The organism is Puerhibacterium puerhi (assembly GCF_009846865.1).
Lineage (GTDB): Bacteria > Actinomycetota > Actinomycetes > Actinomycetales > Cellulomonadaceae > Puerhibacterium > Puerhibacterium puerhi.
The window spans coordinates 37,677-60,755 of the sequence record NZ_WUWN01000004.1 but is presented as its reverse complement, the minus strand read 5'-3'; the positions used below and the strand labels follow the sequence as shown (position 1 = coordinate 60,755).

The window sequence follows — 23,079 nt, the reverse complement described above, 5'->3', positions numbered from 1 at the left end:
AGAAGAGCCGGCGCGGCTCCCGTCGCTAGCGTCGTCGTGCCACGTGAGACGCCCACGAGGCGGGACGACGAAGGGAGCGACAGGGATGACGACGACCGCGAGGTCCGCCACGCAGGACGCGACGGCAGGGGACGGGTTCTCCACGCGGGAGCGCGCGGCGATGAAGGAGCGGGCCGCCGAGCTCAGGGCCCAGGCGAAGCGGGGCCGCGGCGCCGACAAGGCGGCGCGCGACCAGGCCGACGTGCTGGCGAAGATCGCCGCCATGCCGGAGCCGGACCGTGCGCTCGCCGAGCGGGTGCACGCGATCGTCACCAGCGTGGCCCCTGACCTGGCGCCGAAGCTGTACTACGGGCAGCCCGCCTACGCCCGGAAGGGCAAGGTGGTGTGCTTCTTCCGCAGCGGGCAGGCGGACGGCGAGCGCTACTCCACGTTCGGGTTCAACGCCGAGGCGGCGCTCGACGACCCGAGCGGCCTGTGGGCGACGTCGTACGCCCTGACAGACGTCAGCGAGGAGGCCTGGGAGCGGCTCGCCGAGGTGGTGCGGCAGGCCGCGGGCTGACGCGGGCCTCCCCGACGGCGCCGCGGCGTCGTCGGGGCGCGCCGCGGAAAGCCGTGGCGCCCGGCGACCCTGGTCTGGTGGGCTGGCGCCATGAACGCCCCCACCGGCTACGGCGGCATGTTCGTGCCCGCCGACCAGGACCCGCGCCCCACCGACGAGGTGCACGGCGAGCTGGCGACCTACCGCCAGTACCTCACCGCCTACCGCATGACCCTCGAGCTCAAGTGCGACGGCCTGACGCCCGAGCAGCTCGCCACCCGCAGCGTGCCGCCGAGCGCCCTGAGCCTGCTGGGCCTGGTGCGCCACCTCGCCCGCGTCGAGCAGTTCTGGTTCCGGATCGCGCTGCAGGGGCTCGGGGAGGAGCGGCTGTACGACGACGGCGACTCCGGGTTCGCCGACGTGCGGCCCACCGACGCGGCGGTCGCGGACGCGTTCGGCGCCTGGCGCGAGCAGGTCGCGCTCGCCGACGCGTGGCTCGACGGGCTGGCCGAGGACCGCCTCGACGACGTCGTCGTCTTCCGCGACGGCGCGGAGACCTCCGCCGTGCGCGACATCCTGGTCCACATGGTCGAGGAGTACGCGCGGCACGTGGGGCACGCCGACCTGCTGCGCGAGTGCCTGGACGGCCGCGCCGGCCAGTAGCAGACCGATGGCCGACAGGTCGGCGGCGACGGCCCCGCGGACGACGACGGGCCGGGTACCGGAGCTCCGGTACCCGGCCCGTCGTAGCTGGGTCAGTAGGTCAGTTCGTCAGGTCGGTTCGTCGGTGGTGCGCTGCTCAGACGGGGCACGCCTGGCAGTCCGCGGGCGTCGGGTCGGCGTCCGTCGGCTGGTCGAGCCTGGGGAGGTCGCGGGTGAGGCGGGCGATGTCCTGACGGACCTGCCACCACACCTGCACGGGCTCCCACAGCCGGCTCCACCAGCCGCCGGCCGGGACGGGGTTCGTGGCGTCGAAGATGCTCATCGGCGTCGCTCCTTCCGGTCGGCGATCGTGCCACCAGCCACAACGCACGGACGGGGCGTCGTAGTCCCGGAAGTCGTGTGGATCTTCGGACGACCGGGTGATCACTCGGTGCCGGACCGGCCCTGTGCCTGCCGTTCGAGCTGCCCGCCCGGATGATCGCCGCCGACGACGACCCCGAGGTCGAGCTGGCCGCCGAGCGGGCCGTGCCGCCATCGTCGACCCGCCCGCGCGGTCGCCACCCGGGCGCGCAGCATCAACCCGGACCACCGCCTGGCCGGACTGGCCCCGTCTCGGCACGCCGCGATGGGGCAAAAGGCTTCGGAAGGCGCCTCCCGTGCGAGAGGCTGCTGCGGTGACGGTGACACACGAGGCTCGGCAACCCATCAGGTCGGCCGAGCTGGCGTCGGTGGTCATCGCCGTGCTTGCCGCACTGGTCGTCGTGATCAATCCCGTCTGGGGGATCTTCGCAGCCCTCGCAGCCACAGCGTTCGTGCTCCGGAACCTGCTGCTTCGCCGCGGCCGCCTGGGATGGATCATCGTTGCTCTCGCGCTGTCAGGACTCGCGCTCGTGGCCAGCCTGGCCTACGTGGTCTCCTCGGTGTCGATCAGCGAGGAGAGCTCGGTCGTCTCGACAGGCCGCTGAGCGCGGGGACTGGAACGCTCTCCTCGGGCCAGGACGCGGGGCACGTCTCACCACGCAGTGCGACGACGCCATCTCCGCAGTCCGCGCCTGTGCCTCCCGCCCGGGTGCCAGCCGGTCGAGGTAGGCGTGGCGCGCCGGCGACCAGCGGCCGGGGCGGTCGGGGTCGTTCGCTGCGGCTCGTCGTGCAGCCAGAGTCCGAGGCGCGCAGTGCGGGCATCGGCCGCGTGCTTCGAGGACCAGCGGCCGGCGGCCCTGCGGTATGCCGCGACGGCTCGCGCTCGTCGGTGAGCGTCTCGGCGGCAGCGTTGAGATCGCCTGGGCGTGCCAGGCGGGGGTCATCGCTGGCCTCCTCGGTGCTGCACTGCGGTGTCGGTGTCGGTGTCGGTGCCGGCTTCGATGATGGCCTGCAACGTGGACAGGTGGCGTGCGAAGGCCTCGCGGCCGGTGTCGCTGATCGCGACCCAGGTGCGGGTGCGCCGGCCTACCGGTTCCTTCCGTACCGACACCAGGCCGGCGTCTGACAAGACGGTGAGGGTCTGCGAGAGGGTGGAGTCGCTGACCTCCAGCAGATCGGCGAGGAACCGGAAGAACCTGCACATGGCGAGCACATACGGACGCGTGCGCTGGACGTCGTCCGGGCGGTGCATGCGGGCCTGTGTCGCTCAGGCCTTGTGCCCGTGCCGGCGTGTGCACCATATTCAGTGAATGGTGAATCTACCCGGGGAACTCGACACTTCTGGATGCGTCCTGCGCTACGCCGACGACGGCGGCCCGGGACCCTCGGTGCTTCTCCTGCACGGAGCGGGCGCGGACCACGTGATGTTTCAGGTGCAGCGTCGCACCCTGGCACAGGCGGGGTTCCGCACCGTCGTGGTGGACCTGCGTGGGCATGGTGCCTCGCGGCCCAACACGGTCCCCGTCTCGGCGGAGCTCCTCGTCAGCGACATCGAGGCGCTGGTGAGGCACTGCGGGCTGGATCGTCCGGCGCTCGTGGGGCACTCGCTCGGTGGCAACCTGGCCCAGCGGCTCGTGCAGCGGGCGCCGGAGCGTTACTCCGCCCTGGCGGTGCTCGACGCCACGTGGAACGCCGGTCCGTTGTCGGTGGCGGAACGGTGGGCTCTGGCCTGTGCGGCGCCTGTGCTGCGTCTGGTGCCCGCCTCACGCCTGCCGCGGATGATGGCCGACGCCTCCGCGGTGACCGCGGCAGCACGCTCCGACCTGGTGCGCGCGTTCTCGACGCTGTCCAAGGCGGAGTTCCTCGCCGTGTGGCAGGCGACGACACAGCTCGTCGTGCCCGACCCGGAATATCGCACGCCGGTTCCTCTGCTGCTGCTGCGTGGCGAGAAGGACCGGACTGGCAACATCGCCCGCGCGATGCCGCGCTGGGCCGCCACGGAAGGCGTCTCCGAGACCGTCGTGCCCGGCGCCGGCCATGTCGTCACCCAGGATGCTCCCGACGCCGTCGCTCAGGCGCTCGGCGACTTCCTGGCCCGGGTGGTCGACCGTGCCGGATGAGGCGTACGCGCGCTTCACCGAGAACCTGGCCGAGCTGTTGGCCACGTGGCATCTCCCCCGCGCCACGGGCAAGGTGTACGCCGTCCTGCTGCTCGCCGAGGAGGCGACGACGCTCGAGGCGCTGCGCGAGGCGACCGGGCTGAGCGCGGGCCAGGTCAGCACCTCGGTCCGTGAGCTGACCAGCTGGGGGCTGGCGCGTACCTGGACCGGTCGAGGCACACGCCGCCTGTACGTCCAGGCCGAATCGGGGCTCGAGACGCTGCTCGAGGCCTCGCACCGCCGTGCCCGGCTCTTCATCGACGCGCTGCGCGCGGGCGAGGAGCTGGTCGCTCCCGCCTCGGCCGCCAGCGACCGGCTGAACGACATCGTCGCGCTGTTCGACGGCTACGTCGCTGCGGGGGAACAGATCCTCGCCGGACGTCGACCACGGGCCGTTCGCAGCGACCACGGCACGAAGCAGGAGCGATGACGACGACGCTGACAGCCGCAGCATGTGTGTGTGTGTGGGGGGGGCCGTGGAGGAGCGCCGACGTCGGCGAGCAGCTCACGATCGCCGTGAGCGCCACGCCGTCCCCCGAGCTGGTGGGACCGGCAGTCGACGTCATGCCCGAGCGGCAGGTATCCGGCGCCGAGACGACCGTCGTGCATGAGTGCGAGCGGGAGGGCGGCGCGAGCTCCGGCACCCTGGTAGCCCGTCCAGGAGGCGGCGTCCGCAACGGTCGGTTCTCGAGCGGCTTCGGCGGACTGCCCGCCGGCGGCCGTCGTGGGCCGAGTGGCTCGCTCGTCCCAACCCTGGACCGACGTGTGCTCAGGGGCGCAGGCCCCGCATGGCCGTGGTCAGGACGCTGTCGACGTAGTCGTCGGTGAGGGGGCCGGTGCGCTGCAGCCAGCGATTGAGCACAGGGCCCCAGACGAGGTCCACGGCGACGTCCAGGTCGAGGCCTTCTGCGAGCTGGCCGGCGCGCTGGGCGGTGCGCAGCCGCCGCTTCTTCGCGTCCCGGAGCGGGCCGTCGAGCCGCTCGTGGTAGGTGCGGGCGAGGTCGGGGTCCTGGGCGATCTCGACGGCCAGTGCGCGCATCGGCGCGTCCATCCGCGGATCGTTCAGCTCGGCGACGGTCGCGCGGAGCACGGTCGTCAGGTCGCGGTGGAGGTCGCCGGTGTCGGGCAGCTCCGGCGCCCCGCCCTCCGCCGTCTCGCTCAGCTGCAGGAAGGCGTCGAACAGGATGCTCGCCTTCGAGGGCCACCAGCGGTAGATCGTCTGCTTGCCGACGCCGGCACGGGCCGCGATGGCCTCGATGCTGACGTGGGAGTACTTCACCTCCTGCACCAGGTCGAGCGCGGCCGTCAGCACGGCTCGACGCGACCTCTCGCTGCGGCGTGCGGGATCAGGGCTCGGCATCCACCCAGCCTACCCGGGCGAGACGAGACGTTGCGTATTGCTTTCCTGCCTCGTGTGCCCTACGGTCGCATCAACGAGACGGACCGTCTCGTCTAACCGATAGGAGCAGCAACGATGCGCCACTCTTCATCCGCCCCTCGTACGTGGTTCATCACGGGCGCCAGCCGGGGACTGGGCCACGCGGTGGCCCTCGCAGCCCTCGAGCGCGGCGACCGCGTGGTCGTGGCGGCACGGACGGCGACCGTCGAGGCGTTCGACGTGCAGCACCGCGATCGGGTCCTGGCGCTGAGCGTGGACGTGACCGACCGGAGCGCGGTCGACGCGGCGGTGGAAGCCGCCGTCGCCCGCTTCGGTCGCCTGGATGTCGTGGTGAACAACGCGGGCACCATGTCCATGGGCATGGTCGAGGAGTTCACCGAGGAGCAGGCCCGCACCCAGCTCGAGGTCAACTTCTTCGGTGCGCTGTGGGTGAGTCAGGCCGTGCTGCCGCACCTGCGCCGCCAGGGGAAGGGCCACATCCTGCAGATCTCGAGCATCGCCGCGCTCGGCGGGTTCCCCAGCACCGGCCTGTACAGCGCGAGCAAGTTCGCGCTCGAGGGCATGAGCGAGGCCCTCGCGCGGGAGGCCGCGGCCTTCGGGGTGGCCGTCACCATCGTCCAGCCGGGCGGCTACTGGACGGACCTCTACGCGAGCATGGTCTCCACGACGCCCCTCGAGGCTTACGGCTCCCTGCGCGCGGAGCTCGAGCGCCAGTGGGCAGACGGATCGGTGGACAGCGACCCACGGCTCGCTGCTGAGGCGATGCTCACCCTCGTCGACAGCGACGAACCGCCGCTGCGCCTGGCGCTGGGGAGCCTGACGTACGACCTGGCCCACGAGGTGTCCCGGCAACGGCTCGAGACGTGGTCGGCGTGGGAACGGGTCAGCCGTGCCGCCGAGCGTGCCGTGCCGCTGCCTGAGCCGGCCTCCTGACCGAGCCATCGCGGTTCGTACGCACCCCCTGCCGAGGCAAGGCGGGGCCGTGCTGTCAGCGAGCGATCGAGGAGGAGGCGCCCGGAAGCGGTCGTTTCTGAACAGGCGCCACCACCGTTGGGCGCGAAGAACCTGTCCGCATCGAGCCGGCCGCAGTGCGCGGCCGCACGGTGCGACTCGCTCGCGGACGACGAGGACGTGGTCGCGACTCAGGAGGTAGCCATCGTGAGCCTTCTGGATCGAGGCGCGCACGGACTCATCCATCCGCGCGTCCTGTTCATCGCTGGCGGAGCCCCGAGACTGGCTGTGGCAGGCCATAGACGGCCCCACGGTGATCCACCGTGGGGCCGTCGCGATGGACGCTGTCTGCGCAGATCGGAGCGCTACGACGAGCGACGCGGAAAGCCTTCGTAGCGAACGACCATGAGGGCGCTGGCGACGTAGCTGGGCGGGTCTGTGCTCACCTGCGTCACGTGATGGCTGACGGATACGACCTCGAAGTGCTGGCTGACTACGCGAGGTTCTCCGGTGCGCAGCTCGATCTCCGAGTGAAGGCTGCGCATTGCGGCCTCGATCGAGTCGCGTGCTTCGCCGGCGGGGGCGAGGACGTCATCCCTCATTGCATCCTCACGCGTCCTGGAACGTGCATGAGTAGTCCACTTTGACGCAATCGAAGCGAGGCGACTGGTGGTGGGTCAGATCCACTACTTGGAACCTCGCTCCTGAGAATGCGTCGACGAGGGTGATGTCGTGAATTTCAGTGAAGAAGGTGCCGAGGGTGCCGTCGGTGCTGAGGGTCATGCTGGCACCCCATCCCCCTTCGGAGTAGGCCCCGCCGCTCGTGAATGCCGCCGTATCTGTCGTGATGTCGGGAGAGAGGGCGACATGCTTTCGCATGCGAACGGGCACGTTGAACTGGGTCAGCCTGGGAATACCATCCTCAGCGAGGATCATGAAATCGAACGCCATGTGGTGGTGTTGGAACTGCAGGCTTAGCGAATGCCGCACGTACCCCTCCTGGGACCAGGCCACTGCATTGGTCGCGGGGTCGACCTGTCCCCACCACAGGCACGTGCGTGAGTCGGCGGTGTACTCCGTTCGGACGATCTGGTAGCTGCTGCACTCCATGGCGTTCGCCATCGTGTAGGTAGCGGGCGCAGGAGTCGGCTCGAGCTCGCTGCGCGCGGCATCTTCGCGCTCAGATGTCTCGCCGTCAGGCGCTTCGTCCTCGTCCATGATGTAGACCACTGTGCTGGAGGCGTCCGTGGCGTAACGGATTTCGTTGGCCTCGTCACCGAAAGCGACTTGGGCGTTGTCCCCGGTGCACGTGGCCCGGCCTTCGCCAGTTTGGCCGTCGTGTGCGGCAGTGGTCATCACTCGCTGACGAGAGCGGTGCACACGTCGGCCAGCCGCGGCGGCTCCTCGCCCGCTGCGGTCGCCGGCGACGCCATCCCAGCGACGACGCCAGCTGTGACTGCGCCGGCAGCTACAAGACGGGCTGTGAACCTCGATGTTCTGAGCATGGTTCCCCCTGTATTCCCCTGTGTGCGCTGGATCGCGCACGGGGAGCGTATAGCTGGCAACCGGTCCCCGTACAGGGTCGAAGCCACCGCGAGAATCTGCGGGGGGTGTTGTCGCCTCTCGTAATCTGTGTGATGCGGTAGTCGCTGCAAGACGCCGGCCTATGCCCCTTGAAGCGCAGTCCGGAAACGGTCGGATTTGAACGCCAGCGTGTACGTGGGGCTGATGTCCCGCTGCGCGGTACCGAAGGTCGGTCAGCGCGAACGGTGGGAGGCCGCCGGTGAGGCCGTAGCCTTCTGGTGTCTACAGCTGTCGTCGCACCACCGCGAGGTTTCCCGTGACCGAGCCCAGTTTTATCCGTGCGTCCGTGTTGTTCGTGTGCGTGCACAACGCCGGCCGGTCCCAGATGGCGGCGGGCTTCCTGCGCGAGTTGTCCGACGGTGAGGTCGAGGTGCGCTCGGCCGGGTCGATGCCTGCCGAGCAGATCAACCCCGTGGCGGTCGAGGCCATGCGTGAGCGGGGCATCGACATCACCGCCGAGCAGCCCAAGGTGCTTACCACCGAGGCCGTCCAGGCCTCCGACGTCGTCATCACCATGGGCTGCGGTGACGCCTGCCCGATCTTCCCCGGCAAGCGCTACGAGGACTGGGCCCTTGATGACCCGGCCGGGCAGGGCATCCAGTCCGTGCGTCCCATCCGTGACGAGATCGAGCAACGGGTGCGTGGGCTGTTGGCTGAGCTGGGCGTGCAGCCCGTCGCCTGAACGCGGTGCCAGGCTCGGCTCCCGGGCATCTCGAGCGCTGACAAGGCCTCCGTCCGGATGGGCGGAGGCCTTGTGCCATCCGCGCCGAGTCAGGCCGGCACGCAGCACGGCTGCGCGACCGCCGGACGGGCCGCGGCGATCCGCGCGAGGGCCCGCGCCCATACCGCGGTCGGCCGGCCCGGGGTGCGGCGCGGCGGCGTGACGTCGCCGCGCCGCTGCAGGACGGCCAGGCGGTAGGCCAGCACCTGCTCGGCCTCGCGGGTGCGCTGATCGAAGACGATCCGCTCCAGCTCGGGGAACATCGCTCCTCCTTCATCGACCAACCCCAAGTGCCAGTCGCTCGTCGTTCGCTGGTTCAGTTGAGGGACTTCTGCAGCAGGGTGGTGCCCAGCCAGCGGTCGAACTTGCGTCCGACCCGTTCGAGCCGCCCGGCCTCGGTAAACCCCGCGCGGCGGTGCAGGACCAGCGACGCGGTCGACTCGGCGTCCGCGATCACGGCGATCACCTCCCGGGCCCCGGCCTCGCGGGCCTGGTCCAGCAGCTCGGCTAGCAGCAGCGCCCCGATGCCCTTGCCCGTGGCCGCCGGGTCGAGGTAGATCGTGTCCTCCACCGTGGCGGCGTACGCCGGGCGCGGCCGCCACGGCCCGACGTACGCGTAGCCGGCGACCTGCCCGTCCTGTTCGGCCACGAGGAACGGCCACCCGGCTTCCTGCAGCCCGGCGAGCTTGTTCGCCCATGCCGCGGTGTCCGGCGCCGTCAGCTCGAAGGTCGCGGTCGAGCCGGCCACGTAGTGGCAGTAGATGCCCGCGACCGCCTCCAGGTCCGCGCCGGTGGCCGCGCGAATCACCGGGGTCATGCGCATCCTCCGTCGCCGGATCGGCCGTGCGCCACGCCGGTGGCGAACCCGACGCCCGCGCCGACACCGACCGGGGCGCCGACGCCGAGCGTGACCGGCCGCGGCCCGGCCGGCACCGCGCAGCAGCCGCCGCCCGCGCCGCCTGCGGTGTCGCCCTCGGCGGCCAGGTCGGTGGAGCAGACCCCGGTCTCGGGCAGGTTCAGCTCGACGGCGTCGGCCGCAGCGCGGTCGCCGGCCAGGGCGGCGGCGATCGAGCGCACCTGCTCGTACCCGGTGGCCAGCAGGAAGGTCGGCGCGCGGCCGTAGGAGTTCACGCCGGCGAGGTAGAACCCGGCGTCGGGGTGGGCCAGCTCGCGCTCGCCGTGCGGCGGCACCGTCCCGCAGGAGTGCAGGTTGGGGTCGACCAGCGGGGCCAGGGCGGACGGGGCCTCGATCACCGGATCGAGGTCGAGGCGCACCTCGCGCAGCATCGCCAGGTCGGGGCGGAAGCCGGTGGCGTCAAAAACCACGTCCACGGTCAGGTCCAGCAGGCCATCGACACCGCCCCGCCGGGCGGAACCGCCGACGCGGACCGCAGCGCCGCCGTCGAGGACTTCGAGGCGCTCGATCGAGGTACGGGTGAGCAGCTCGATGCGGCCGGCCTCGACGGCGTCGCGCAGGCGGCTGCCGAGCAGGCCGCGCGCGGGCAGCTCGTCGGCTGCGCCGCCGCCGTACAGGCGCCGCGGCGAGGCGCCGCGGATCGCCCACGTGATGCGGGTGTCCGACGTGGCCTCGGCGAGCTCGGCCAGGGCGAGCAGGGTGTTCGCGGCGGAGTGGCCCATGCCGACGACCAGGACCCGCCTTCCGGCGAACCGTGCACGATCGGCGCCGAGCACGTCCGGCAGCGGGCCGGCCAGCAGGCCCGCCGCCGCGGCGGCGTCCTCGCCGACGGCCGGGAGCCCGCTGGTGCCGATGGGGTTGCGCTGCCCCCAGGTCCCCGAGGCGTCGACGACGGCCCGGGCGAGCACGTCGATGACTTCGCCGGCGGCGTCCACGGTGCGCACCCGGTAGGGCAGCCGGTCGCGGCCGAGCGAGCGGGTGCGGTCGGCGCCGTCGCGGGCCACGGCGACCACGCGGGTGCCGTACCGGATGCGCGGCGCGAGGGCCGCGGTGGCGGCCAACGGGGCGAGGTAGTCGCGCACCAGCTCCGCGCCGGTCGGCAGCACGTCGGGGTCCGGCGCAGCCCACCCGGAGGCCTCGAGCAGCCGCCGCGCGGCGGCGTCGATGTCGTAACGCCACGGGGAGAACAGCCGCACGTGCCCCCACCGCCCCACCGCGGCGCCCGGGCCGCCGCCGGCCTCCAGCACCAGCGGCTCCAGCCCGCGCTCCAGCAGGTGCGCCGCGGCGGCCAGGCCCACCGGGCCCGCCCCCACCACGACCACCGGCAGCTCCTGCGACGTCGTCGCGCTCATCAACCCACCCCATCCATCGATCGATCTCGATACGTGATGGACGGAACGTATCCACAAACATCGATGCGTGGCAAGATGGGTCCATGGCCGCTATCCCGATCGCCCTCGACCGCGCGACCGCCGACGCCGCTGCCTGCTGCGCGCCCGGCGGCACCGGCCTGGCGCCGGACGCGGCCGTCGACGTTGCGCGGACCTTCAAGGCCCTCGCCGACCCCGCCCGGGTGCGGCTGCTGTCCATCGTGGCCGCCGCCGACGCCGGCGAGACCTGCGTCTGCGACCTCACCGAGCCGGTCGGCCTGGCCCAGCCCACCGTCAGCCACCACATGAAGGTGCTCGTCGAGGCCGGGCTCGTCACCCGCGAGAAGCGCGGCAAGTGGGCCTACTACGCCATCGCGCCGCAGGCGCGCAGCCTCGTGGAGCAGGCCACCCAGGCCGCGCTCACGCCCGCGATGGCGCGCTGACGCCTAGCGCCACCAGTCCCGGGCCTGTGAACCCGGAGCTCATAAACGGTGGTTTACGAACAGCGGGTCGGCGGCCGCCGGGGCGCACGATCAAATCTTGGTGTTGCACTTGGGCGCCTGCGGACGATGTATGGGTGTGAGACAGAGGATGAGGCCGTGACGGCCGGCCCAGATGTGGTGTTCAGCGAGGTGTTCCGCACCACCTACCCGGACGTGCTGGCGTTCATGCGACGGCGGGTGGACGGCGACGTCGCCGAGGACCTCGCCGCCGAGGTGTTCGCGATCGCGTGGAACCGGTGGGCCGACGTGCCGCGCGAGGTGCGCCCCTGGCTGTTCGGCGTGGCTCGCAACGTGCTCGCCGACGACCGCCGCGCCCAAGGGCGGCGGGACCGCCTCACGCTGCGCATCGGCACCGAACGGGTGCCCACCCATGACGACCCCATGGCTGCCGCGACCAGCACCCTGGATCTGCACCTGGCCTGGGCACGGCTGAGCGATGCCGACCGCGAGGTGCTGGCGCTCGTGACCTGGGACGGGCTGACCGGCCGAGAGGCCGCCCAGGTACTGCGGTGCACGCGGGCGGCGTTCTCCGTCCGGCTCAGTCGAGCTCGTCGGCGCCTCAGGCGTCTGGTGGACGACGTCGACGTCGCCCCTGACGCCACCGCCACCGCCACGTCCGCTCTGCGACCGACGGCCACCGCCGTCGAAGGAGGACAGCCGTGAACCGCCTGCTCGACGACCCGATCCTGCGACGCCTCGCCGATGCCAATCCGGTGCCGACGACGGAGCTGACCGCCACTGAGTCCGTGCGGGCGGAGGCGCTGCTGCGCACTATCACCGCGGTCCCTCCGGCCGCCGGTGCCGCGAGGTCACGTCTGCGCCGGCTCGGCATCCGGATCGCGGCCGTCGTGGCCGCGCTGGGTGCCGCGGTGTCGGCCGGGGTGCTCGCCACCGCCCCCGCATCCGCCGAGCACGTGCTGCTGGAGGCCGCGAGCAACGCCGCGGAGCAGCCGGTGGCCGAGGGCCAGTACTGGTATGTCCGGTCGCAGTCGGACGGCCCCGACACCATCCCGTACGAGCGGGAGGTGTGGCTGGCGCCCGACACGTTCCTCATGCGCGACGAATACGTCGCCGCCGAGGAGGCTCAGCGCGAAGGGACTGACCACCTCGACCCGGAGCTGGTCCGGGTTGAGGACCTCTCGAACTCGGGCGAAGACGGAGCAACGGTTCCGACGTTCGGCGAGGAGGCGATGTTCACCTGGCAGGAGCTGATGGACCTGCCCACGGACTCAGACCAGCTGCAGTTGGTGATCGAGGGCCGGCTGGGCCCGACGCATCATGGCCGCGACTACGACATGTGGATGGTGGTGACCGGGATGCTGCGCAACAGCCCCGCGAGCCCCGAGCTGCGGCGGGCGCTGTGGGAGGTGCTCGCCGCCGTCCCCGGCACGCACCTGCTCGGCAGGACCACCGATGCCGCCGGGCGTGAGGGCACAGCGATCGAGCTGGACCTGAGCGACAGGCGCCTGGGGCACGACGTGCTGGTGCTCGACCCGGCGACCGGCGCACTTCTGGAGAGCCGGTTCCTCGTCGAGGGCGTGGAGCCCCTTCGCAGCACCGTGCTGGAGCAGGGCCCGCGCGACACTGCCCCTACACCCCAGCCGCCGATCTGCGGCCCTGGATCGGTCCCCGAACGGTTCTGCTGAGGAATGCAGGCAAAGGACCGCGCCCGGGCATCCGGGTGCGGTCCTTCGTCATGTGCACTTCACCAGTCCCGACTGGTCGGGAACTGCTGCAGTCCCTGCGGCTCGGAGTCCTCGGGCGGCGGGCCGAACCGGAAGTCGCGGTAGCTGCGCTGAGGAACCAGACGACGCCCCGCCTGGGCCTTCCTGAGCCAAACAACCAGCTCGTTGACGTCCTCTTGGCGCACGCCCTCCTTCCGCAGCTTCGCTGCCGGTGGGCTGGAGGTGCCCGTTCAGCCCTCGCGACGCGCTGCCACCAGACCCTCCTCGAGGGCGCGCAGCAGGGTCACCGTGCCCTCGAGGTGCTCGACCTCGCCGCCCAGGGCCGCCTCCACCCGCTCGGCCCACTCCCGCCGTAGGCGCCGGAGGTTCTCCGCCGCCTTCGGCGTCGGGTAGACGTGGACCGCGCGCCCGTCGACGTCGTCGGCCCGGCGCTCCACCAGGCCGCTCGCCTGCAGGCTCCGCAGCGCCGTGCTGAGGTTGCTTCGCTGCAGGCCGGTGGCCTCGGCCACCTCGCCGGCGCTCGCCCCGGGGTGGCTGTCGACGTAGCGCATGACGTTGCCCTCGGCGGAGGTCAGCCGCACCACCGCCGCGTCCCGCGCGCCGTGGTGGCGCACCTCCCGGGCGACGTTGACGACGAGGTCGACCAGGTCGGCCATCGCCTCGGCGCGGGCGGAGGCGGTCTCGTCGGGGCGGTCGTCGCGCTGCACGGGTCCAACTACGCGGCGCCCCCGGATCATGGTAGTTGTACAAATACAACTACTGCCGTCGACCCACCGGAGCCTCCCGTCATGACCGACACCCTGGCGCCACCCGCGTCGCCGCGCGTCGCCGCGCCCATCACCCCCGGCCTTCTGGTGGTGCTGGCGCTGCTGTCCGCGCTCGCCCCCTTCGCCACCGACCTGTACCTGCCGGCGTTCCCGCGCATGACCGTCGACCTGGCCACCGACGCGACCCAGGTGCAGCTGACCCTCACCGCGTTCCTCGTCGGCGTGGCCGCCGGGCAGCTCGTGTTCGGCCCGCTGTCCGACCGGTGGGGGCGGCGCGGCCCGCTCGTCGTGGGCGCGGTGCTGTGCGTCGCGGCGAGCGTGGTCGCCGCGCTCGCCCCGAACGTCACCGTGCTCGTGGCGGCGCGGCTGGTGCAGGGCCTGACGGGCGCCGCCGGCATGGTGGTGGGCCGCGCGATCATCTCCGACCTCGCCACCGGCAAGGCCGCCGCCCGCGCGTTCAGCGTGATGATGATGGTCGGTGGCATCGCGCCGATCCTCGCCCCGTTCGTCGGCAGCCTGCTGGTCGGCGCGGTCGGCTGGCGCGGCATCCTGTGGGTGGTCGCGGCGCTGGCCGCCGTGATGCTCGCGTCCGTCCTCGTCGTCGTGCGCGAGACGCTGCCCGCCGAGCGCCGCAGCCGGGCCGCGGCGTCGGCGTCGACGGCGTCCGACGCCCGGGCGGCCGGATCGCCCGTCCGGGCGCTGCTCTCGCGCGCCTACCTGGGCCACACGCTGGCCTTCGGGTTCGCCTTCGCCGTGATGATGGCCTACATCTCCGCGTCCCCGTTCGTGTACCAGGTGATGATCGGCATGAGCGCGGTGGCCTACGGCATCGTCTTCGGCGCGACGGCGCTCGGCCTGCTCGTGGTCAGCGCCCTCTCCGCCCGGCTCGCGGCCACCCGCCCGGCCCGCCGGCTGCTCGGCGTGGGGCTCGGCCTGGTGCTGGCCGGCGCTCTGGCGCTCGTGGTCCTGGTCCTGACCGGTGCGCCGGCGGCGCTGCTGCCGGTGCCGATCTTCGTCGCCGTCGCGAGCCTGGGGCTGGTGCTGGGCAACGCCACCGCGCTGGCGCTGGCGGCCGTGCCGCGCGCGGCCGGCACGGGTTCCGCCGTCCTGGGCGCGCTGCAGTTCGCGCTCGCGGCGCTCGTGTCGCCGCTGGTCGGCCTGGGCGGCGAGCGCACCGCCGTGCCCCTCGCCGTCGTCATGGTCGCTGCCGCCGTCGTCGCGCTCGGGGCGTTCCTGCTCGCCCGCCCGCGCACGGCGCCCGCCGCCTGAGGCCACCCCCGGGCACCCCGCCGCCCGGGCGGCGTCCTACCCGGGGCTGCGGGCGAACAGCCCCGGGTAGCTGACCACCAGCCCGTGCTCGTCGACAGTGATCACCCGCTCGAAGTCGGAGTCGCGGGACTCGAACCGGTACTGCCGGTCGCCGAGCCGCGAGTACCGCTGGGGGTCGGCCACCACCGTGAGCTCCGGCACCGCGACCCAGGCCGTCGTGATGTCGGCGCTCTGGCCGACCTCCAGCACGAGCCGGCGGATCGGCAGGGTGTTCGTCAGCGGGGAGGCGGCGAGGTCCACCTCGCGGGCGGCGGCCAGGTCGCGGCGCACCTGCCCGTCGACGGTCCACTCCGCACCGTCCGCGGCGCCGTCGACGTCGTACCGGACGTGGACCGAGCGCCCGCCGAGCCGGACGTCCAGCGCGCGGAACCGCCACCGGGCGTCGGCGCTCAGCGTGTACGCGCAGTCACCGGACGGGCCCCGGACCACGGCCTCCACGAGGACGCCGTCGTCGGTGTCGCGGACGGTGCACGTCTCGGTGCTGCCCGACTCCAGGCCGTCCCAGCGCAACGTCACCATGCTCCAGGGTCCCCGCGCGGGGCGGGCCGTCACCACCGGGCGGGCCGGCGCGTCGCGCAGGCACCAGCGCAGGCCCCGGCGCAGGCCCCAGCGCCGCGCGGGCTCAGGCCGCGATGCTGCCGAACAGCAGGGAGACGGTCATCGCGATGATCACCGTGTTGAACACGAACGCGACCAGCACGTTGGCGCGCACCAGCCGCCAGGCGGGGCGCGTGGAGATCTCGGCCGAGACCGTGGCCGCCATCGTCGACATGAGCAGCGTGAGCGTGAGGTAGTCGCCGAACCGCGGGCGGTCGTCGAACGGGAAGCGGATCGGCGCCCCGGCCCCGTCGCCCCGGCCCGCGCGGGCGACCAGCCGGACATAGGCCTGGGCGAACGCGAAGACCATGAGCGCCCAGGCGCTGGCCACGGTGAGCAGGCCGAGCAGCAGGTAGAGCTGCTGCGAGCGGAACGCGGGGCTCTGCGCGATGCCGATGGTCACGACGACGGCCACCACGGCCGCGGTCAGCGTGGTGTTGACGGTGCCCGTCATCCCCAGCGTCCGGTAGAGCGGGCGCTGCTCGGCCCGGTGCTCCGCCGCCGCGACGTCGTGCAGCCGCGCGGCGTCGAGCCGCGAGTAGGCCCAGGTGCTCCAGCCCACGTAGACCACCGCGTAGACCGGGTAGATGAACACGAAGGTGGTCACCACGACCTCGGTCACGGTGGAGATGCCGACGTCGCCCACGCGGGTGAGCAGGAGCATCGCCCCGACGGCAGCCAGGGCGGCGACGACGCTGCTCACCCAGGCGCGGAAGAAGTCCCCTCGGGGGCGGCCTCGTGACACCGCCCCAGTGTGCGGGCGGCGCGGTCACGACGGCGGGAGCACACGCCCCGGGGCGGGGACCGCCGACGCCGCGTCGCCGGGCGCGAACACGGCGCGCAGCCGGGCCTCCTCGGCGCGGGAGAAGCTCCGCTGCGCCAGGGCGACGTGCGTCCTGGCGAACGGGTCCGGCAGGCGGTGCACGACGGCGTCGTGGCTGAGGACGAACAGCGCCGACGTGCCGGCGACGACGGTGTCGCGCACCTCGCGGATGAACCCGTCGTCGATGCCGACCTCCTGGAGCACCACCGGCGGGGCCAGGTCCGCGCCGAGCTCGGTCACGCCGAGCTCCGCCACGCCGGTGTCCGCGCCGAGGCCCGTGCCGGCGGCCGCTGCCGAGAGGGGCAGCAGGAACAGCGCGGCGAACAGCAGGGCCCAGAACCGGCGCGACAGCGTGCCGAGGCTGCCGCCCGACTGCGGCAGCAGCGTCCGCGCGTCCTCGGCGCCCGTCCATGAGACCCAGGCCGCGTCGTCGACGACGAGCAGGCCGTCCGCCTGGGCGTCGGCGATCCGGCGCATGGCGCGCTCGGCGCCGTCGGCGGAGTCGAACTTCCAGACGGTGAGCGTCGACATCGCGTCCTCCTGGGCGGCGGGAGCCGGCGGACGTCGTCATGCTCGGCGAGAATTACACCGGTGTGGTCACCCGAATCGGGTGACAGCGCGGGCCCCGGAGCCCGACGGTGGGACGTGGAGCGCAGGACCGACGAGGGGAGCGGCGGTGCCGGGCTGGGCGTGGACCCTCGTGGGTGCGGTGGGCGGCCTCGTGCTGCTCTGGCTGCTGCTCGTCGCGGCGCTGTGGGCCACCCGCCCGGACGAGCTGCGCCTGCGCGAGCTGCTCCGGCTCCTGCCCGACGTGCTGCGGCTGGTACGCCGCCTGGCCGCCGACCGCACGCTGCCGCGCGGGGTGCGCGTGCGGCTCTGGCTGCTGCTGGGCTACCTCGCGCTGCCGGTCGACCTGGTGCCCGACGTCGTCCCCGTGCTCGGCTACGCCGACGACGCGCTCGTCGTGGCCCTGGTGCTGCGCTCCGTCGTGCGCCGCGCCGGGCCCGACGCCGTCGCCCGGCACTGGCCCGGGACGCCCGACGGTCTCGCGGCGCTGCGTCGCGTCGCCCGGCTGCCCGCCTGAGGGCGCCCGTCCCGCGCGCGCAGCCCGCCGGGGGCGGCCGTCGCTAGGCTCGCACCGTGACCGTCTCGACGGGGGACTTCGAGCTGACCGCCGACGAGCTGCGCGAGGTCGCCCGCTACGCGACCGAGTCCGCCGCGCCCGTGCTGCGGGTGTTCGAGGCCGCCCACCCGAACGACCCTCGGCCGCGTGCGGCGCTCGAGGCCGCGCGGGTGTTCGTCGACGGCGCGCCGCGGTCGGCGCTGCAGCGCACCGCCGCGATGGACGCGCACCGCGCCGCGGGGGCCGCCGCCGACGAGGCCGCGCGGCTGGCGGCCCAGGCCGCCGGGGACGCGGCGTCGGCGGCCTACCTGCACCCGATCGCCCAGGCCACCCAGGTGGGCCACATCCTGCGCGCTGCCGCGAACGCGGCGCGCATCGCGGAGCTCGAGGCGGGCGACGCGGCCGCCGCCGACCGGGCGCTCGAGGCGGCCCGCGCGCGGGCGACGCCGGTGCTGGTCGACGTGCTGCGCCGGTACCCGCCCGCGCCGGCCGGCCGCAGCCGGGCGTCGCAGCTCCTCAGCGTGCTCGACGCGGCGCTGCGCGAGGGCCGCTGAGCGGCGGCCGCCGCGGCGTCAGCCCTCGAGCAGGGACCGCAGGCGCTCCAGGTCCGCGCGGACCATCGCGGCGTCGCGCTCGAACGCGTCCTCGGACAGGTCGAGCTGCCGCAGCGTGAAGACCACCTCGGCACCCTCCGGGTGCGCGAGCACACGCAGGGGGTTGGAGACGACCGCGCCGGAGGGCAGGGTCACGTCGTGGTCGAGCACGCCGTACTCGTTGCGCGGCGTGAACGTGACGGTGACCTCGCCCATCGGCGACCGCGCAACGAGCCGGTCGCCGTCGCGGCGGACCTCGCTCTGCGCCAGGCCGGCGGCCCACCGTGGCAGGTTGTCCGGGTCGGCGGCGAACGCGTAGACCTCGGCGGGGCAGCGAGCGATCACCAGGCTGACGTGGCGGCTGCGCATGCCCGGGACGCTAGCAAGGCGGCCGCCGCGGGGGTAGGGCGGCGGGGGCGGCGGCGACATCGTCGCGGACGGGCCAGGATGAGGGCGTGTACGTCTCCGCGCTCGAGCTGTTCTCCATCGGGATCGGCCCGTCCTCGTCGCACACGGTCGGGCCCATGCGCGCCGGCGCCGACTTCGCGCGCCGCGTGCTGGCCGCGCTGCCGCAGAGCCCGGCCCGGGTCGGCGCCGAGCTGTACGGGTCCCTGGCCGCGACCGGGCTCGGTCACGGGACGCCGGACGCCCTGGTCGCGGGGCTGTCGGGGCTCGAGCCCGAGACGTGCGACCCGGCGGCGGTGCGCGGCGCGTGGTCCGGCCACCCGGCGGGTCGGCCGCTGCTGCTCGGCGGGGTGGTCCCCGTGCCGTTCGACAGCGCCGACGTGGTCCTGGCGCCGCGCGTGCGGCGCCTCGGCCACCCGAACACCCTGCGCCTGCGCGCGTGGGCCGACGGCTCCGACGAGCCCGCCCTCGACGAGACGTACGAGTCGATCGGCGGCGGGTTCGTCCGGCGTGCGGGCGAGGAGCCGCCCGGGACGGCCGGCGGGTCGGAGGGGCCCGTGTTCCGCTCGGCCGCGGAGCTCCTCGCCCTGTGCGGCGACGGGGCGTCGATCGCCGACGTCGCCTGGGCGGCGGAGACCGCGCGCCGCGACCCGGCGGACGTGGTTGCCGGGCTCGACGCGGTGTGGGCCGCCATGCGCGCCTGCGTCGACGCCGGCCTGACGGCCGAGGGCGCGCTGCCCGGCGGCCTGGGCGTGCGCCGGCGCGCGGCCGCCATGCGGGCGAGCCTCGAGGCCGCCGAGGCGCAGGGGCGCCACGTCGAGGGCGACTGGCTGCAGGTGTACGCGCTCGCCGTCAACGAGGAGAACGCGGCCGGCGGCCGCGTCGTGACGGCGCCGACGAACGGCGCGGCCGGCATCCTGCCCGCCGTGCTGCGCCACTACTGGCGTTCCGAGCCGTCCGCCTCGATCGAGGGGGTGCGGAGCTTCCTGCTCACGGCGGCGGCCGTGGGGTCGCTGATCAAGGCGAACGCGTCGATCTCGGGCGCCGAGGGCGGGTGCCAGGCCGAGGTGGGCTCGGCGTGCGCCATGGCCGCCGCCGGCCTGTGCGCGGTGCTCGGGGGCACCCCGGCGCAGGTGGAGAACGCTGCCGAGATCGCGATGGAGCACCACCTGGGGCTCACCTGCGACCCGATCGCCGGGCTCGTGCAGGTGCCGTGCATCGAGCGCAACGCCATCGCCGCGACGACGGCGGTCACCGCGGCGCGCCTGGCGCTGCACGGCGACGGCTCGCACATCGTCTCGCTCGACGCCGTGATCGAGACGATGCGTCAGACCGGGGCCGACATGAGCGACAAGTACAAGGAGACGAGCCGCGGCGGGCTCGCCGTCAACGTCGTCGAGTGCTGAGCGCCGACGCTCGGAGCACCCGCGCCCGCTCAGAGCACCCGCGCCAGCGCCGTGAGCGCCGCGAGCGGGTCCGGCCCCGCGGGGAAGAAGACGCTGGAGGTCACGCCCGCGGCCCCGAGCTCGCCGATCCGCTCGCGCACCCGGTCCGGCGTGCCGGCCAGCGCGAGGGCGCCGACCCACGCGTCGGGCAGCTGCGCGACGAACTCCTCGCGGGTCGCGCAGCGCTCCCGCAGCGCGGCGAGCTCCGCGGCGAAGGGCAGCGGTGCCAGGTGGGGAGCCCAGTCCGGCTCGCCGATCCACTCCAGGCCGGGGCGGGCGGCCGCGAGCGCGGCCCGCGGGTCGTCGTCGACCGCCCCGATGTTGTAGGCCACCAGCCGGTGCTCGGCGGCCGGCGCGATCGCCGCCAGCGCGGCGGCCGCGTACTCGGGCGTGCACGGCTCGGCGAGCACGGTGCCGTCGGCGACCTTCCCGGACGCCGCCAGGGACCGCGGCCCGCGGACCCCGAGCAGCAGGGGCGGCACGGCGGCGGGCACGGCCGAGGGATCGAGGCGCACGCCGTCGGCCTCGGCGCCGCTCAGCAGCGCCCGGACCGTGGTGACGTAGTCCGACAGGAAGGTCAGCGGTCGCTGCGGCCACACCCCGGCCTGGCGCATCCAGCCCGGCATGCCGTGGCCGATGCCGACGTCGGTGCGCCCCGGGAACAGCTGCTCGAGCGTGGCGATCTCCATCGCGGCGAAGACGGCGCTCCGCACGGCGGCGGGCAGGATGCCGATGCCGACCCGGATGCGCGTGGTCGCACCGAGCGCCGCGGTCGCCTGCGCCAGCCCGCCGCGGAAGCCGAGGTCCTCCACCACCCACAGCTCGTCGAAGCCCAGCCGCTCGGCGGTGCGGGCGTACTCGAGGACCCGCGGGGCGGGCAGGTCACGGGGCAGGACGACGCCGATCTGCGGCCGGTGGGTCATGCGGCAGTTCTAGCAGGTGGAGCGGCGGCAGGCCGTGGCGCGCCGCGCCGCCGGGGCCCGACCCGCGCCGCTACCATGCCCGCATGACCCGGGCCACCGTCGCTCCGCGAGCCGCCGCCGTGCTCCTCCTCGCCCTCGGGGCTGCGGCGTGCACCGCCCCGCAGGGAGCGGACCCCGACGAGGTCCAACGCTGGATGAGCGAGCGCGACGCCGCGGCGGACGTCTCGCTCGGGGTCATGAGCGCGCCGGTCGGGCCCGCGGACCCGGAGCCGGGACCGGACGAGGGCATCAGCGTCACCTACCCCCGCCCGGAGCGGGTGGACGGCGTGCGGCTGGCGTGCCTCGGTGAGGGCACCGTGAGCTTCATCGTGGAGGTGACGGGCGTGTCGTCCTCGACGACGGAGGAGCACAGGGACCTGCAGTGCGGGCCGGACGAGCACGAGGTCTCGTTGCCCGTGGCCGACGCGACGAGCGTGCGGGTCGACGGCTTCGGCGCCGACCGCGAGGGCGCGTGGCACGCGGTCGTCGTCGGCCCCGACGCCGGCTGAGCCCGCGGGCGCAGGCCCCGCGCTCAGGCGGGGACCGCCGGCTCCGGCGTCCGAGCCGTGCCGGCAGGGACGTCAGGCCGCGGGTCGGCGGCACCGTCGCCAGGGCCGCCGGCGAGCGGCGCCGGCTCCGCGGTCTCCGGCCCGCTCCGGCGCGGCTTGAGCTCGCTGACCAGCGACCCGGCCACGATGAGCACGGCACCGACGATGGCGACGGCGGGCAGCCGGTCGCCGGCGATGCGGCCGATGATCCCGCCCCACACCGGCTCGCCGGAGTAGATGATCGTGGCGCGGGTGGGGGAGACCGAGCGCTGCGCCCAGTTCATCGTCAGCTGGATGGCGCAGCTCGCGGCCCCGAGGCCGACGGCGGCGGCGAGCCAGACCCAGGAGAACGCCGGCAGACCCTCGCCCGTGGCCGGCATGGTGGCTAGCGACAGCAGGCTGGCGGTCAGCAGCTGCACCACCGTGACGCGCCCGAGGTCGACCTTGCCGGCGAAGAGGCTGATGAGGATGATCTCCGCGGCGATGGGCAGGGTGCTGACCAGCGTCGCGACCTCGCCGGGGCCGAGCCCGAACCCGACGGCGCCGGGGTCGGCCAGCAGCATCAGGCCCACGAACGCCAGCGCCACGCCCACGAGCGTGGTGCGCGAGGGGCGTCGGCGCAGCACGAGCCACTGCAGCAGCGGCACGAGCGGCACGTAGAGCGCGGTGATGAACGCCGACGTGCTGCTGCTGATCGTCTGCAGGCCCACGGTCTGCAGCCCGTACCCGAGCCAGATCATGGCGCCGATCGACGCGCCGGCGCCGACGTCGCGCCAGCGCGTCCCGCGCAGCGCGCGGTGGAAGATCACTGCGCTGATCAGACCCGCCACGGCGAACCGCAGCCCGACGAAGAACCACGGCCCGCTGTGGCCCATGGCCACGTGCACGATGAGGAACGTGGTGCCCCAGACGAACGTGATGAGGACGAGCAGCAGCTCCTCCCGGGAGGGGCGGCCCATCCGCAGGCGACGGTTGTGCAGCATGTTGCACAACTCTACAGTGCAGAATGGTGCACATGGACGACGTCGCCCACCCCGCCGAGCCCGCCCACCCCGCGCACGCCCCGGCGTCCGACGTGCTCGCCCACGTGGGCGCGAACCTGCGGCGGCACCGCGGCGCGGCGGGGCTGAGCCAGGCAGCCCTGGCGGAGCGGTCGGGCGTCAGCCGGCGCACGATCATCAAGCTCGAGGCGGGGGAGGCGAACATCAGCCTGTCCGGCCTGGACCGGCTGGCCGAGGCGCTGGGCGTGACCTTCGTCGACCTCGTCGCGGCGCCGGCGGCGTCGCACCTCGACCTCCACGAGGTGGCCTGGCGCGGGTCGAGCGCCGACAGCGTCGGCGTGCTGCGTGCCTCGGTGCCGGCGCGCCAGGAGGCGCAGCTGTGGGTCTGGACGCTCGGCGCGGGGGACCGGTACGACGCCCAGCCGGACCCGGACGGCTGGCACGAGATGGTGCTGGTCACCGAGGGCAGCGTCCGGATCGAGCAGGAGGGCGGCCACACCGACCTCGAGGCCGGCCAGCACAGCGTCTGCTCGAGCGCGCAGCAGTACGCGTACGTCAACACCGGCACCACGACGGCGCGGTTCGCCCGGATCGTCGTCAGCTAGGGCCGCGACGGCGCGCGACCGCGCCGCTCAGT

Annotated in this window: 30 protein-coding genes; 16 read left to right on the top strand and 14 right to left on the bottom strand. The window is 73.8% G+C overall.

What is annotated here, in order from left to right; all coding sequences use genetic code 11:
* Nucleotides 1–85: 85 nt before the first annotated feature.
* Complete coding sequence (locus GSF02_RS03910) at nucleotides 86–559, top strand: DUF1801 domain-containing protein (protein WP_159792943.1); 474 nt, start codon at nucleotides 86–88, stop codon at nucleotides 557–559.
* A gap of 90 nt (nucleotides 560–649) precedes the next feature.
* On the top strand, nucleotides 650–1,201 hold the full coding sequence (locus tag GSF02_RS03905; RefSeq protein ID WP_235915343.1) for a DinB family protein: 552 nt from the start codon (nucleotides 650–652) through the stop codon (nucleotides 1,199–1,201).
* Nucleotides 1,202–1,337: 136 nt separating this feature from the next.
* Here GSF02_RS03905 and GSF02_RS03900 read toward each other — a convergent pair whose 3' ends face one another.
* Nucleotides 1,338–1,523 carry a hypothetical protein gene (locus tag GSF02_RS03900; protein WP_159792941.1) on the bottom strand — a complete coding sequence of 62 codons (186 nt, stop codon included), beginning with the start codon at nucleotides 1,521–1,523 and terminating at the stop codon, nucleotides 1,338–1,340.
* 406 nt (nucleotides 1,524–1,929) lie between these two features.
* Between GSF02_RS03900 and GSF02_RS03895 the strand changes: the two genes are divergently transcribed.
* Nucleotides 1,930–2,166 (top strand): hypothetical protein, encoded by a 237-nt coding sequence (locus GSF02_RS03895; protein ID WP_159792939.1) that lies wholly within the window; start codon nucleotides 1,930–1,932, stop codon nucleotides 2,164–2,166.
* A 335-nt stretch (nucleotides 2,167–2,501) separates the two neighbouring features.
* On the opposite strand, the gene GSF02_RS03890 is transcribed toward GSF02_RS03895, so the two are convergent.
* A complete protein-coding gene (locus GSF02_RS03890; RefSeq protein ID WP_159792937.1) occupies nucleotides 2,502–2,813 on the bottom strand; it encodes a transcriptional regulator in 312 nt (103 codons plus the stop codon).
* A gap of 58 nt (nucleotides 2,814–2,871) precedes the next feature.
* Here GSF02_RS03890 and GSF02_RS03885 point away from each other — a divergent pair, with 58 nt between their 5' ends.
* Nucleotides 2,872–3,681 (top strand): alpha/beta fold hydrolase, encoded by an 810-nt coding sequence (locus GSF02_RS03885; RefSeq protein WP_159792935.1) that lies wholly within the window; start codon nucleotides 2,872–2,874, stop codon nucleotides 3,679–3,681.
* Nucleotides 3,671–4,150, top strand: a complete 480-nt coding sequence (locus tag GSF02_RS03880) for a GbsR/MarR family transcriptional regulator (protein WP_159792933.1) — start codon at nucleotides 3,671–3,673, stop codon at nucleotides 4,148–4,150. Before GSF02_RS03885 ends, GSF02_RS03880 begins: the two co-directional genes overlap by 11 nt.
* A 339-nt stretch (nucleotides 4,151–4,489) precedes the next feature.
* Here the strand turns inward: GSF02_RS03880 and GSF02_RS03875 are convergent, their stop codons facing one another.
* Nucleotides 4,490–5,032: a TetR/AcrR family transcriptional regulator gene (locus GSF02_RS03875; RefSeq protein WP_235915342.1), complete on the bottom strand. Its 543-nt coding sequence runs from the start codon at nucleotides 5,030–5,032 to the stop codon at nucleotides 4,490–4,492.
* A gap of 162 nt (nucleotides 5,033–5,194) precedes the next feature.
* On the opposite strand from GSF02_RS03875, the gene GSF02_RS03870 reads away from it, so the two are divergent.
* Nucleotides 5,195–6,052, top strand: a complete 858-nt coding sequence (locus tag GSF02_RS03870; protein WP_159792929.1) for an SDR family NAD(P)-dependent oxidoreductase — start codon at nucleotides 5,195–5,197, stop codon at nucleotides 6,050–6,052.
* A gap of 627 nt (nucleotides 6,053–6,679) precedes the next feature.
* Here the strand turns inward: GSF02_RS03870 and GSF02_RS03860 are convergent.
* Nucleotides 6,680–7,429 (bottom strand): hypothetical protein, encoded by a 750-nt coding sequence (locus GSF02_RS03860; protein ID WP_159792925.1) that lies wholly within the window; start codon nucleotides 7,427–7,429, stop codon nucleotides 6,680–6,682.
* Between the two features lie 481 nt (nucleotides 7,430–7,910).
* Between GSF02_RS03860 and GSF02_RS03855 the strand changes: the two genes are divergently transcribed.
* Nucleotides 7,911–8,336 carry an arsenate reductase ArsC gene (locus GSF02_RS03855; RefSeq protein ID WP_159792923.1) on the top strand — a complete coding sequence of 142 codons (426 nt, stop codon included), beginning with the start codon at nucleotides 7,911–7,913 and terminating at the stop codon, nucleotides 8,334–8,336.
* Between the two features lie 89 nt (nucleotides 8,337–8,425).
* Here the strand turns inward: GSF02_RS03855 and GSF02_RS03850 are convergent, their stop codons facing one another.
* Genes GSF02_RS03850 through GSF02_RS03840 form a run of 3 tightly spaced genes read right to left on the bottom strand, consistent with a single transcriptional unit; the run spans nucleotide 8,426 to nucleotide 10,643 of the window.
* Nucleotides 8,426–8,638, bottom strand: coding sequence for a hypothetical protein (locus GSF02_RS03850; RefSeq protein WP_159792921.1), 213 nt, complete (start codon nucleotides 8,636–8,638; stop codon nucleotides 8,426–8,428).
* A 53-nt stretch (nucleotides 8,639–8,691) separates the two neighbouring features.
* Complete coding sequence (locus tag GSF02_RS03845; RefSeq protein ID WP_159792919.1) at nucleotides 8,692–9,192, bottom strand: GNAT family N-acetyltransferase; 501 nt, start codon at nucleotides 9,190–9,192, stop codon at nucleotides 8,692–8,694.
* Nucleotides 9,189–10,643, bottom strand: coding sequence for an FAD-dependent oxidoreductase (locus GSF02_RS03840; protein WP_159792917.1), 1,455 nt, complete (start codon nucleotides 10,641–10,643; stop codon nucleotides 9,189–9,191). Before GSF02_RS03840 ends, GSF02_RS03845 begins: the two co-directional genes overlap by 4 nt.
* 83 nt (nucleotides 10,644–10,726) lie before the next feature.
* Here GSF02_RS03840 and GSF02_RS03835 point away from each other — a divergent pair, with 83 nt between their 5' ends.
* The 3 genes from GSF02_RS03835 to GSF02_RS03825 all read left to right on the top strand — a co-directional run bounded on the left by GSF02_RS03835 (nucleotide 10,727) and on the right by GSF02_RS03825 (nucleotide 12,810).
* Complete coding sequence (locus tag GSF02_RS03835) at nucleotides 10,727–11,104, top strand: ArsR/SmtB family transcription factor (protein WP_159792915.1); 378 nt, start codon at nucleotides 10,727–10,729, stop codon at nucleotides 11,102–11,104.
* 156 nt (nucleotides 11,105–11,260) lie between these two features.
* The gene (locus GSF02_RS03830) at nucleotides 11,261–11,827 is read left to right on the top strand and encodes an RNA polymerase sigma factor (RefSeq protein WP_201308780.1); all 567 of its coding nucleotides are present in this window, start codon (nucleotides 11,261–11,263) and stop codon (nucleotides 11,825–11,827) included.
* Nucleotides 11,824–12,810, top strand: a complete 987-nt coding sequence (locus tag GSF02_RS03825) for a CU044_5270 family protein (RefSeq protein ID WP_159792913.1) — start codon at nucleotides 11,824–11,826, stop codon at nucleotides 12,808–12,810. Before GSF02_RS03830 ends, GSF02_RS03825 begins: the two co-directional genes overlap by 4 nt.
* 269 nt (nucleotides 12,811–13,079) lie before the next feature.
* Here the strand turns inward: GSF02_RS03825 and GSF02_RS03820 are convergent, their stop codons facing one another.
* Nucleotides 13,080–13,556, bottom strand: coding sequence for a MarR family winged helix-turn-helix transcriptional regulator (locus tag GSF02_RS03820; protein ID WP_159792912.1), 477 nt, complete (start codon nucleotides 13,554–13,556; stop codon nucleotides 13,080–13,082).
* An 81-nt stretch (nucleotides 13,557–13,637) separates the two neighbouring features.
* Here GSF02_RS03820 and GSF02_RS18515 point away from each other — a divergent pair, with 81 nt between their 5' ends.
* Nucleotides 13,638–14,885 (top strand): Bcr/CflA family efflux MFS transporter, encoded by a 1,248-nt coding sequence (locus GSF02_RS18515; RefSeq protein ID WP_201308779.1) that lies wholly within the window; start codon nucleotides 13,638–13,640, stop codon nucleotides 14,883–14,885.
* Between the two features lie 36 nt (nucleotides 14,886–14,921).
* Here the strand turns inward: GSF02_RS18515 and GSF02_RS18510 are convergent, their stop codons facing one another.
* The 3 genes from GSF02_RS18510 to GSF02_RS03805 all read right to left on the bottom strand — a co-directional run bounded on the left by GSF02_RS18510 (nucleotide 14,922) and on the right by GSF02_RS03805 (nucleotide 16,896).
* A complete protein-coding gene (locus tag GSF02_RS18510; RefSeq protein WP_201308778.1) occupies nucleotides 14,922–15,464 on the bottom strand; it encodes a putative glycolipid-binding domain-containing protein in 543 nt (180 codons plus the stop codon).
* A 103-nt stretch (nucleotides 15,465–15,567) separates the two neighbouring features.
* A complete protein-coding gene (locus GSF02_RS03810; RefSeq protein ID WP_159792911.1) occupies nucleotides 15,568–16,287 on the bottom strand; it encodes a DUF1345 domain-containing protein in 720 nt (239 codons plus the stop codon).
* A gap of 24 nt (nucleotides 16,288–16,311) precedes the next feature.
* A complete protein-coding gene (locus GSF02_RS03805; protein ID WP_159792910.1) occupies nucleotides 16,312–16,896 on the bottom strand; it encodes a DUF1269 domain-containing protein in 585 nt (194 codons plus the stop codon).
* Nucleotides 16,897–17,041: 145 nt separating this feature from the next.
* Between GSF02_RS03805 and GSF02_RS03800 the strand changes: the two genes are divergently transcribed.
* Nucleotides 17,042–17,449, top strand: coding sequence for a DUF1232 domain-containing protein (locus GSF02_RS03800; protein WP_235915341.1), 408 nt, complete (start codon nucleotides 17,042–17,044; stop codon nucleotides 17,447–17,449).
* Between the two features lie 56 nt (nucleotides 17,450–17,505).
* Entirely contained in the window at nucleotides 17,506–18,042 is a 537-nt protein-coding gene (locus GSF02_RS03795; RefSeq protein ID WP_159792908.1) for a putative immunity protein, read from the top strand.
* An 18-nt stretch (nucleotides 18,043–18,060) separates the two neighbouring features.
* Here the strand turns inward: GSF02_RS03795 and GSF02_RS03790 are convergent, their stop codons facing one another.
* Complete coding sequence (locus tag GSF02_RS03790; protein WP_159792907.1) at nucleotides 18,061–18,450, bottom strand: SRPBCC family protein; 390 nt, start codon at nucleotides 18,448–18,450, stop codon at nucleotides 18,061–18,063.
* Between the two features lie 86 nt (nucleotides 18,451–18,536).
* On the opposite strand from GSF02_RS03790, the gene GSF02_RS03785 reads away from it, so the two are divergent.
* Nucleotides 18,537–19,892, top strand: coding sequence for an L-serine ammonia-lyase (locus tag GSF02_RS03785; RefSeq protein ID WP_159792906.1), 1,356 nt, complete (start codon nucleotides 18,537–18,539; stop codon nucleotides 19,890–19,892).
* A gap of 29 nt (nucleotides 19,893–19,921) precedes the next feature.
* On the opposite strand, the gene GSF02_RS03780 is transcribed toward GSF02_RS03785, so the two are convergent.
* Complete coding sequence (locus GSF02_RS03780; protein ID WP_159792905.1) at nucleotides 19,922–20,854, bottom strand: LLM class flavin-dependent oxidoreductase; 933 nt, start codon at nucleotides 20,852–20,854, stop codon at nucleotides 19,922–19,924.
* 83 nt (nucleotides 20,855–20,937) lie between these two features.
* Between GSF02_RS03780 and GSF02_RS03775 the strand changes: the two genes are divergently transcribed.
* Nucleotides 20,938–21,402 carry a hypothetical protein gene (locus tag GSF02_RS03775; RefSeq protein WP_159792904.1) on the top strand — a complete coding sequence of 155 codons (465 nt, stop codon included), beginning with the start codon at nucleotides 20,938–20,940 and terminating at the stop codon, nucleotides 21,400–21,402.
* Between the two features lie 23 nt (nucleotides 21,403–21,425).
* On the opposite strand, the gene GSF02_RS03770 is transcribed toward GSF02_RS03775, so the two are convergent.
* On the bottom strand, nucleotides 21,426–22,424 hold the full coding sequence (locus GSF02_RS03770; RefSeq protein ID WP_201308777.1) for a DMT family transporter: 999 nt from the start codon (nucleotides 22,422–22,424) through the stop codon (nucleotides 21,426–21,428).
* A gap of 32 nt (nucleotides 22,425–22,456) precedes the next feature.
* Between GSF02_RS03770 and GSF02_RS03765 the strand changes: the two genes are divergently transcribed.
* Nucleotides 22,457–23,047 carry a helix-turn-helix domain-containing protein gene (locus tag GSF02_RS03765; RefSeq protein ID WP_159792903.1) on the top strand — a complete coding sequence of 197 codons (591 nt, stop codon included), beginning with the start codon at nucleotides 22,457–22,459 and terminating at the stop codon, nucleotides 23,045–23,047.
* The last annotated feature ends 32 nt before the right edge of the window (nucleotides 23,048–23,079 follow it).